The organism is Xanthomonas sp. SHU 199, from assembly GCF_000364665.1.
GTDB classification, from domain to species: Bacteria; Pseudomonadota; Gammaproteobacteria; order Xanthomonadales; family Xanthomonadaceae; genus Xanthomonas_A; species Xanthomonas_A sontii.
The window spans coordinates 1-6290 of sequence record NZ_AQOI01000229.1; the positions used below are offsets into that span (position 1 = coordinate 1).

Here is a 6290-nt window from a genome sequence, read left to right on the forward strand (position 1 = left end):
GGCGGGCGCCTGCTGGCGATGAAGGGCGTGCGCCCGGACGAGGAGATCGCCGCGCTGCCGCCGGGCTGGGTGGCGCCGACGGTGCACCCGCTGCAGGTCCCCGGCCTGGGCGCCGACCGCCACCTGGTGGTGGTCGAGCGCGGTTGAGCGGCGGCCGCGGCCGGCCCCGATTTCCGCCAGGGGGGGCTGTGACCGCATAATGCCCGGTCCCACCCCATCGCCGACGAGGCTCCCGCATGGCCCGCATCATCGCCATCGCCAACCAGAAGGGCGGCGTCGGCAAGACCACCACCGCGGTCAACCTGGCCGCGTCGCTGGCGCGGCAGTCGCAGCGCGTGCTGCTGGTGGACCTGGACTCGCAGGGTAATGCGACGATGGGCAGCGGCATCGACAAGCGCGAGCTGGCCGCCTCCACCTGCGACGTGCTGCTCGGCGAGAGCAGCGCCGAACAGATCCGGGTGACCGCGCCGGAAGGCTTCGACCTGCTGCCGGGCAATATCGATCTCACCGCCGCCGAGATCCAGCTGATGGACCAGCCGGCGCGCGAGCAGCGGCTGAAGACCGCGCTGGCGCCGCTGCGCGAAGCCTACGACTTCATCCTGATCGACTGCCCGCCGGCGCTGTCGCTGCTGACCCTGAACGCGCTGACCGCCGCCGACTCGGTGATCGTGCCGATGCAGTGCGAGTACTACGCGCTGGAAGGGCTGACCGCGTTGCTGGAGACCATCGAGGCGCTGCGCGCCGAGCTGAACCCGGCGCTGGAGATCGAAGGCGTGCTGCGCACCATGTTCGACGTGCGCAACAACCTGGCCAACGCGGTGTCGGCGGAACTGACCAACCACTTCGGCGACAAGGTGTTCCGCACCATCGTGCCGCGCAACGTGCGCCTGGCCGAGGCGCCCAGCCATGGCCAGAGCATCGTCGGCTACGACCGCACCTCGCGCGGCGGCGTCGCCTACCTGGGACTGGCTGGCGAGATCGTGCGCCGCCGCAACGAACGCAATCGGCCGATGCCGGCCATGGAGACCGTCTGATGAGCGCCAAGCCCCCCGCCCTCGGAGCGAAGAAGCGCGGCCTCGGCCGTGGCCTGGAAGCGCTGCTGGGGCCGAAGGGCGCGGCAGCGCCGGCGCCGACCGCCGAGCTGCAGCCGGGCGAGAGCCTGCGCCGCCTGCCGGTCGGGCAGCTGCAGCCGGGCAAGTACCAGCCGCGCCAGGAGATGGACGAGGCCAAGCTGCAGGAGCTGGCCGAGTCGATCAAGGCGCAGGGCGTGATCCAGCCGATCGTCGCCCGCGAACTGGCGCCGGGCAGCTTCGAGATCGTCGCCGGCGAACGCCGCTGGCGCGCCTCGCAGTTGGCTGGGCTGAGCGAAGTGCCGGTGGTGGTGCGCGAGCTGGACGACCGCACCGTCATCGCCATGGCGCTGATCGAGAACATCCAGCGCGAGGATCTCAACCCGCTGGAAGAGGCACAGGCGCTGCAGCGGCTGATCGACGAGTTCTCGCTGACCCACGCCGAGGCCGCCGAGGCGGTGGGCCGCTCGCGCGCGTCGGTGTCCAACCTGCTGCGCCTGCTGGAACTGCCGCCGGCGATCCGCGCGCTGCTGGAAGCGCGGCGCCTGGAGATGGGCCATGCGCGCGCGCTGCTGACGCTGTCGCCGGAGCTGGCCAGTCGCCTGGCCTCCGATGCCGCCGACCAGGGCTGGTCGGTGCGCGAGGTCGAGCATCGGGCGCAGCAGTTCGCCGCCGGCAAGGTGCCGAGCAATCGCAAGGCCAAGCCGGCGCGCACCGCGCCGCAGGCCGACATCGCCTCGCTGGAAACCGAGCTGTCCGAGTCGCTGGGGACCAAGGTGTCCATCGCCCATGGCCGCGGCGGCAAGGGCAAGCTGGTGATCCACTACACCGACCTGGACACGCTGGACGGCGTGCTCGAGAAACTGCGCCCGCGGCAGGCCTGAGCGCCGCCGCCCGCGTCCGCCAGGACCGTCCCCGCCATGCATCCCAGCAAGGTCGACCGTCACCACCTGCTGCGCCTGACCGACCTGCCCAACGTCGGGCCGGCCTGCGAGAAGGACCTGCGCCTGATCGGCATCCGCGTGCCGGCGCACCTGCAGGGCCGCGATCCCTACGACATGTACGCACAGCTGTGCCTGCGCACCGGGGTGGTGCACGACCACTGCGTGATCGACGTGTTCCTGTCGATCGTGCGCTTCATGCAGGGCGAGACGCCGCGTCCGTGGTGGGAGTTCAGCAAGGAGCGCAAGGCGGCGCTGGCCAAGGACGCGCCGCTGACCCTGCGCTGAGGCCGCGCGCCGCGGCGCTGGCCAGCAACCGGAGCATTGCATGAGCAACGAGGACACGCAGATCAGCCCGGGCGGCAGCCCGATCCTGCAGCACCGCGAGGAAAAACCGTTCGCGCTGGCGAGCGGCGAGTCCTGCCTGGAGCAGATCGGCGCGCACATCGAACGCCACCTGGGGTCGGTCGCCGGCGTGCTGCACGAGATCATCTCCGACACCGTGCACCTGGATGTGCACGTGGTGCCCGCCACCGACGAGGTGCCGTATCTGCGGCTGGTCACCTCGGGGATGAGCGACCTGCCGATGGCCGTGCCCGAGGGCGTGGGGGCGCCGCACTTCATGGAGCTGATGCTGACCCTGCCGCCCGACTGGCCAATCACCCAGGACGATTTCCAGGATGAGCGCCATTACTGGCCGCTGCGCCTGCTCAAGACCCTGGCGCGGCTGCCGCACAAGTACGACACCTGGCTGGGCTTCGGCCACACCGTGCCCAACGGTCACCCGGCCGAACCGTACGCGCCCGGCATCGGCTTCGACGGGGCGATCGTGCTGCCGCCGGTGAGCACGCCCGAGGCGTTTGGGGAACTGGTCGTCGATGCCGACAAGACCATCGTGTTCATGACCCTGGTGCCGCTGTATCCGGAAGAAATGGCGCTCAAGCTGAAGAAGGGCGCCGAGGCGCTGATGGACCGCTTCGACGCCAAGGGCCTGCAGGACGTGATCGATCCCGCCCGGCCCAATGTCGCCCGCAAGCGCTTCGCGCTGTTCTGACCTGCCGTTCCGATCCACACACCGCGCACGCCGTTCCACGCTTTCCAGGACTTTCGCCATGCCCATCCTCGTCACCGGCGCCGCCGGCTTCATCGGTGCCCACACCGTCCGTGCGCTGCGCGCCGCCGGGCAACTGGTGGTGGGCCTGGACAACTACAACGACTACTACGACCCGCAGCTCAAGCGCGACCGCGTCGCCGCGCTGTGCGCGAACGCGGACATCCGCACCCTGGACCTGACCGACCGCGACGGCCTGGCCGCGCTGTTCGACGAGGTGCAGCCGACCCGCGTGGTGCACCTGGCCGCGCAGGCCGGGGTGCGCTATTCGCTGCAGAACCCCTACGCCTACGTCGACAGCAACCTGGTCGGTTTCGTCAACATGCTGGAGCTGTGCCGGCACCGCGGCGTGGAGCATCTGGTCTATGCCTCCAGCAGCTCGGTGTACGGCGATTCGGCGACGCCGCCGTTCTCCGAGGACCAGCGCATCGACCAGCCGCGCTCGCTGTACGCGGCGACCAAGGCCGCCAACGAGCTGATGGCCCATACCTACGCGCAGCTGTACGGCCTGCGCGCCACCGGGCTGCGCTTTTTCACCGTGTACGGCCCCTGGGGCCGTCCGGACATGGCGCCGCTGCTGTTCAGCCGCGCGGTGCTGGCCGGGCGCCCGATCGAGGTGTTCAACCACGGCCGCATGCGCCGCGACTTCACCTTCGTCGCCGACATCGTCGCCGGCGTGCTCGGCGCGCTCGATCACCCCTCCAGCGAGCCGGTGCCGCATCGCGTGTTCAACCTCGGCAATCACACCCCGGTGGAACTGGAGCGCTTCATCGCGGTGATCGAGGACGCCGCCGGGCGCAGCGCCGAGAAACAGTATCGGCCGATGCAGCCGGGCGACATGATCGAGACGATGGCCGATACTGCGCGGGCCCACGCCGCGTTCGGCTTCGATCCGAGCACCCCGATCGAGGTCGGCCTGCCGCAGGTGGTGGCCTGGTGCCGGGAGTATTTCGGCGCCGCCGCCTGACGCTTCATCCGCGGATCATCGGTTCGCGGCACAATGCCTGCCGCTTTTTCCCCCACGCGCGCCCCGCGCCCAGCCTTGCCGAATCCATGAGCCAGCTTTCCCTCTCCGTCGTCGTCCCGGTGTTCAACGAGCGCGACAACGTGCCGCCGCTGGTCGCCGAGATCGTCGCCGCGCTGCGCGGCACGATCGATTTCGAGATCGTCTACGTCGACGACCATTCGCGCGACGACACCCTGGCGGTGCTCGAAGGGCTGAAGGCGTCCACGCCGGAGCTGCGCGTGCTGCACCATGTCAGCCAGAGCGGGCAGAGCACCGCGGTGCGCAACGGCGTCAAGGCTGCGCGCGGGCTGTGGATCGCCACCCTGGACGGCGACGGCCAGAACGATCCGGCCGACATCCCCAAGCTGCTGGCCGCGCGCCAGGCCGCCGAGCCGCTGGTCAAGCTGTTCGCCGGCTGGCGGGTGTCGCGGCAGGATTCGGGCAGCAAGCGCTGGGCGTCCAAGTGGGCCAACGCGATCCGCGCGCGCATGCTGCGCGACGACACCCCGGACACCGGCTGCGGCATCAAGCTGTTCGAGCGCGAGGCGTTCCTGGACCTGCCGTACTTCGATCACATGCACCGCTACCTGCCCGCGCTGATGCAGCGCGCCGGCTGGCAGACCCTGAGCGTGCCGGTCAATCACCGCCACCGCACCTCCGGCGTGTCCAAGTACAACAACCTCAACCGCGCCCTGGTCGGCATCCGCGACCTGCGCGGCGTGGCCTGGCTGATCGCGCGCAGCCGCCGCACCGCGGTGCAGGAGCGCTGAGATGGACGCGCATTTCCTCAACGAACCGATCCAGGCGCTGTACTGGACCGGGCTGCACGTCACCGGCTGGAAGCTGATCGGCTACGTCGGCGCGCTGATGTTCGGCGGCCGCTGGCTGGTGCAGTTCGTCGCCTCCAAGCGCGCCGGCAAGCCGGTGATCCCGCGGCTGTTCTGGTACATGAGCGTGATCGGCAGCCTGATGACGCTGAGCTACTTCATGTTCTCGGCCAAGCAGGACTCGGTGGGCGTGCTGCAGAACCTGTTCCCCGCCTTCACTGCCTTCTACAGCCTGTACCTGGACATCAAGCACCGCGGCTGGCACCGCGACCGCGCCTCGCATTGAACGCGGCGCCGCTGCGCGCGATCGCAGGGGCGCATGATCGCAGGCGGCGCCTAACACCCTCCGATCGCGACCCGCCACTGTGGGAGGGACTTCAGTCCCGACGCGCGCATCTTCCACACCTCAGTGGTTCTACCGTCATTGCCGCCGATGACGCCGAGGCTCCACATGTGGGAGGGACTTCAGTCCCGACGCGTGAATCTTCCAGGTCTCGGTAGTGCCGCCCTCTGCTTCACACAGCAGCGAGCACCGGCTTTCTGACACCACGCCTGTGAGTTTCCCCACGCCTGTATCGGTCGATTCCCGATGGTCCTGCATGATCCGCCCTGCAACCCTGGCGTCATGCACAGCAGAATTCCCCGAGGTTACCGCGCGCTGCGTGCAGGACGCGGGAGCGAGACCGGACGCATCTATCTGGTCACCACAGTGACCTGGCAGCGCCAGCGCCTGTTCGAGGACTGGCGCTGCGCGTGGGCAGCCGCTTCTTGCCTGGGCCATGCCGATACCTGGGCCGGCGCGCAGCTTCTGTGCTGGGTATTGATGCCCGATCACTGGCATGGGCTGGTCATGCTCGAGCGCGGTGCTGCTCTGCCAACCGTCGTGCGCGACGCCAAGGGCCGCGCCGCCAGGGCGGCCAATCAGGCGCGGGGCCGCGGCGGCGCCGTGTGGATGGAGGGGTTTCATGATCGTGCACTGCGCGACGCGCGGCAGTTGCTGCCGGCAGCGCGCTACATGGTCGCCAACCCGTTGCGCGCCGGTCTGGTGCGCCGCGTCGGCGACTACCCGTACTGGGATGCGGTTTGGCTGTGTCCGGCGGCTACCGCGCCGTGCGCGGCATCATGCTCGGGTGCAAGTGCGACGGCGTGATGCCGCGCAGACCGACGGTGAGGCTTGTGGTCGCATGGTCGATGTCGGCACCAGCAGGCCTGCGACCGCTGCAATGGCTGCAGTTGCTGCTGGATGCTGTCGCAGGCGGAGCGACCGCGCGTCGGGACTGAAGTCCCTCCCACAATGGGACGCCATCCTGCGCAGCGGCAGCGGCAGCAGCCGCA

At 69.7% G+C, this 6290-nt stretch carries 8 protein-coding genes and 1 pseudogene; all 9 read left to right on the top strand.

Annotation, left to right across the window (positions count from 1 at the left end; genetic code table 11):
* Positions 1-147 (top strand): annotated as a pseudogene (locus tag D183_RS24350) (16S rRNA (guanine(527)-N(7))-methyltransferase RsmG); the annotation flags it as partial.
* A gap of 89 nt (positions 148-236) precedes the next feature.
* Positions 237-1034 (top strand): ParA family protein, encoded by a 798-nt coding sequence (locus D183_RS0109270; protein WP_017908741.1) that lies wholly within the window; start codon positions 237-239, stop codon positions 1032-1034.
* Complete coding sequence (locus tag D183_RS0109275; protein ID WP_017908742.1) at positions 1034-1954, top strand: ParB/RepB/Spo0J family partition protein; 921 nt, start codon at positions 1034-1036, stop codon at positions 1952-1954. The genes D183_RS0109270 and D183_RS0109275 overlap by 1 nt, the downstream gene beginning before the upstream one ends.
* Before the next feature lie 36 nt (positions 1955-1990).
* Positions 1991-2299 carry a helix-hairpin-helix domain-containing protein gene (locus tag D183_RS0109280; protein ID WP_017908743.1) on the top strand — a complete coding sequence of 103 codons (309 nt, stop codon included), beginning with the start codon at positions 1991-1993 and terminating at the stop codon, positions 2297-2299.
* A 40-nt stretch (positions 2300-2339) separates the two neighbouring features.
* Positions 2340-3065 (top strand): suppressor of fused domain protein, encoded by a 726-nt coding sequence (locus D183_RS0109285; RefSeq protein WP_017908744.1) that lies wholly within the window; start codon positions 2340-2342, stop codon positions 3063-3065.
* Positions 3066-3123: 58 nt separating this feature from the next.
* A complete protein-coding gene (locus D183_RS0109290; RefSeq protein ID WP_017908745.1) occupies positions 3124-4089 on the top strand; it encodes an NAD-dependent epimerase/dehydratase family protein in 966 nt (321 codons plus the stop codon).
* A gap of 86 nt (positions 4090-4175) precedes the next feature.
* A complete protein-coding gene (locus D183_RS0109295) occupies positions 4176-4898 on the top strand; it encodes a glycosyltransferase family 2 protein (RefSeq protein WP_010342743.1) in 723 nt (240 codons plus the stop codon).
* Between the two features lies 1 nt (position 4899).
* Positions 4900-5241 (top strand): lipid-A-disaccharide synthase N-terminal domain-containing protein, encoded by a 342-nt coding sequence (locus D183_RS0109300; RefSeq protein WP_017908747.1) that lies wholly within the window; start codon positions 4900-4902, stop codon positions 5239-5241.
* Between the two features lie 303 nt (positions 5242-5544).
* The gene (locus D183_RS0109305; protein ID WP_232757246.1) at positions 5545-6105 is read left to right on the top strand and encodes an REP-associated tyrosine transposase; all 561 of its coding nucleotides are present in this window, start codon (positions 5545-5547) and stop codon (positions 6103-6105) included.
* Positions 6106-6290 lie beyond the last annotated feature (185 nt).